At 46.4% G+C, this 3515-nt stretch carries 4 protein-coding genes; all 4 read left to right on the forward strand.

Going from position 1 to position 3515, the window contains the following annotated elements:
* Positions 1 to 913 (forward strand): RHS repeat-associated core domain-containing protein (locus FRY97_RS21595; RefSeq protein ID WP_147169697.1); only part of this gene is annotated, 913 nt, incomplete at its 5' end.
* Positions 914 to 919: 6 nt separating this feature from the next.
* Complete coding sequence (locus FRY97_RS21600) at positions 920 to 1321, forward strand: hypothetical protein (protein ID WP_147169698.1); 402 nt, start codon at positions 920 to 922, stop codon at positions 1319 to 1321.
* 471 nt (positions 1322 to 1792) lie between these two features.
* A complete protein-coding gene (locus FRY97_RS21610; RefSeq protein WP_147169701.1) occupies positions 1793 to 2695 on the forward strand; it encodes an RHS repeat-associated core domain-containing protein in 903 nt (300 codons plus the stop codon).
* 5 nt (positions 2696 to 2700) lie between these two features.
* Positions 2701 to 3291, forward strand: a complete 591-nt coding sequence (locus tag FRY97_RS21615) for a hypothetical protein (RefSeq protein ID WP_147169700.1) — start codon at positions 2701 to 2703, stop codon at positions 3289 to 3291.
* Positions 3292 to 3515 lie beyond the last annotated feature (224 nt).

Genomic DNA, 3515 nt, shown 5'->3' on the forward strand with positions numbered 1-3515 from the left:
ATTGTACCGCTACAACGGCAAAGCCTGGGACCCGGCCTCCGGCCTGTCGGACTATGGGGCGCGGTGGTATGATGCGGGCAGCGGTAGGTGGAGTGGGGTGGATCCGTTGGCAGGTGATTATGCAAGCTGGAGTCCATACAATTACGTTATGGGTAATCCGATCTCCTTTATTGACCCTGATGGACGTAGTGTTGAGAGTACGCATACAGATGCTAACGGGAACGTAATAGCTGTTTATGATGATGGAGATTTAGGAGTGTATAAGCATAATGACAAGACTACAAAAGCAGAAGTTGATGCATCATATAGTGCAGATAATACGTCAGCTGGTGGAGAATATATGGGAAAGACACTTCATTCTTTTTCGTTTACGGACTTTGGTGCTCTTGAAAGAGGACAAATTATACCAAGAGGACAAATAGACTTTGAAAGTACTTGGGCTATGAATCAAGTCAATTGGATTATGTGGGATGTGGCTGGTAAGTCTGTAGTGCATTATGCACTTAACGCTGGACAAACTGAAAAATACGATATCAAGCACAAAGCCTTCCAAAAGTATGGATCAGTATACTATGGTTCAGCTTTATATGGAGAGGGCGGTGATATTATCTATGCATCGGCTCGTGATGCAGGGAACTTTGCTGCGGGAATGGTTCAGCAACGTTCTATTCTTCCAAACTATATGACTTCCGTTGGTTTTGGTGCCTTTAATTATGCAGGTAGTAAGGGAAAAGGTTTTTTATATGCCTTAGAAAAGTTTTTCCTTGATACCAATCCGGATCCATTCGGTTTTGGGCCGAGTAGTCCATTAAGACCGCCTTATTATGGTGAAGATAAAGGGACAGCATTGGCTATAGAAAAGGGTAGAGCCCATTATAAGGCACGACCGTATAGATTTAACCTTTCCAAATAAATTTAGATGCGAATACCCATTTATGTCTGGTTGGTTATTTTGTTGATTGGGTGTAGCCCTAAGGGGAAATATATATCTTCTCCAAATAATAAATATCATTTGACCCTTTATGAACAAAGTGATGAAAAAGGGAAGAGTTTTACATTTATTACTTATGGAAAAGTCCGGAAAAATAAGATGCCAAAAAGTTATATCAAAGCAAGGAATCGGCATTCTGATGCATGGTATTGTCTAATTAGTTGGGAAGGACCAAAAGCAATAATCTACCAACCTTATTCTAACTTTGTAGGCTACAATTTAGATGAAACAAAATTGGAATTAAGAGAAATGAAAGAGAAAGAGTTCTCGAAAATATTTTTTAGTAAGGAGAAAGATCAGTACATACGATTAAGTAGTTACAATAAATAAAATAAGAGCCCCATCAATTTTGGTAGGGCTTCTTCAAATCAGGTTAATCTTAGCGGCCTTGATAAAATGGTCCACGGTCATCAGCAGGCACTCTTTTTCTTTAGAGGGCAGGTTTAGGATGTCTTGCAGCCGCTGTAGCATAGCAGGGTTTTTGAACAAGTCCGCCCTGTCGGTCTCGCCAAGCAGGTAGCCCACGGTAGTATCCAGAATCTTCGCCAGTTTTTTAGCCGCCTCGATCGAGGGAGCATCTCGGCGCGTTCGTATTTACTGGCCGTATAACCGCCCCAACTCCCCCAAAAAACCCTATCTTCCCCCTGCAAGTTCATTGAAAAGCAGCCGCTCCCACCGCACCCTAAGCGAAGCGGGTGCCCCCTGACCGACCACCTGGGCAACACCACGGTGCTGTTCAGGGATGCAGGCGAAGACGGTCAAATCGCGGCAGAAGGCAGCGGCCCTGGGGCAGGGGAGGTGATGCAGCGGCTATGGTACTACCCCTTCGGGCTGCAGCTGCAGGGGATAGGGCGTGACGAACCTGCGCCTGCCCATTTGTACCGCTACAACGGCAAAGCCTGGGACCCGGCCTCCGGCCTGTCGGATTATGGGGCGCGGTGGTATGATGCGGGCAGCGGTAGGTGGAGTGGGGTGGATCCGCTGGCGGCGGAATACGCAGGGTGGTCCCCCTATAACTATGTTATGGGCAATCCTATTATCAACATAGACCCAGATGGGCGGAGCGTTGAGAATACCATATTTGTAGACTCTGACGGGAATGAGTTATATCGGTCGGAGGACAACCTTGACGATGCAGTAGTTGTGGTGAACGACATTGGAGGGTTCAAAGCAAACCTTGGTCTTACTGGAGGCAAAACAGATGGGCATATCCAAAGCCTGCGAGGTTACGGAGAAAGTTACTATACAGACCAGTTGGGGAATTTGTGGGATATGGGAGAGGCTACGAAATACGGCGGAGGAGAAGGGGGGTACGAAGGGTATCGGCTTCTTGGGGAAGGGTGGAGTCCCGAGATGAGCGTCAGACTAGCACCTGACGGCGAGGGCGGTATGGTTGCAGATTGGGGTTGGCTCAAAGACCATGAAGACCCTACTACTAACATAAATGCCATTCTGGACGACCAGACCCTTGTCCATACCCACCCAGTTAACAAAGGTCTTGAACAAAAGGAAAAAATTGGTTGGTCAAAAGTTAAGTTCCCGAGCGGTCATGGAGACGGTGGGCCTCCATCGGACTGGGACTATGGCCAAATCCCCTCTCTGGGTATGAAGGGTAGATTCAATGTTGCAGTCTCCCGAGACAACTACCATTTTTATAATGAAAATAGCACGTTTTCCGTGCCAAGGAACTTTTTCAGATATTGATTACCATGGAAAAATATATGTTGTTATTATTTGCCACAGCAATGCTTTGTTCATGCAGTAGGTCGGGTGGGCACCATAGCAAAGATGAGGGATGTTCAAGTTGCCATCCACGATTTGAAATCAACGGAGTGGATTGGTGCTCCAAACTAGATGAGGCAAAATGGTTTCTTTATTTTTTCAATATATCAGATGAAAATGACTGGGGCATCCTAAGAAAAGAGGATAGTCTGGATTCCATCAAAATTGTGGAGTGCGAACCAAGGTTCGAACGGATTCGGGCAAAAGGCGATACTTTGCGCTACGGATTTATGTTTGAATACAAAGGAATAGATGTTTTTCCAAGGCGGACTCCAAATTTTGATATATACTATTCTGGCGGTAAAATAATTGCGGTTGGGGCAGGTGCTACTGACGGGTACATTCCAATCGGCGATGGGGATTGGGCAACCCTTACAGAACAAGAACAGGTATTCAAGGATTATCTGATTAAGAATAAAAACGACTGGGGGAGGTGGTTAAGAGAAAGCAAATATGTAAAAAAGAAGTTATCCGATCAGCCAAAAAGCCCCGCTGAAGGGCTGGGCTTTTTCCACTGATACGCCATCCTATCCTTCGCATCCCTCAGCAGCCCATCAAGCGCAAAGATAATCCCCTACCGGTCCTGCTCAGGCAGGCTGGCCAGCTCTTCCACCCTACGCAGAGGGCGTTGCCGAATGAAATTTGGCTTCGCCCCATTTGCATTGTGGGCGAGAAAAAGGCAGGTGGTCTATCCCCAAAAAACCCTATCTTCCCCCTGCAAGTTCATTGAAAAGCAGCCGCT

This window comes from Phaeodactylibacter luteus (assembly GCF_007993045.1).
Lineage (GTDB): Bacteria > Bacteroidota > Bacteroidia > Chitinophagales > Saprospiraceae > Phaeodactylibacter > Phaeodactylibacter luteus.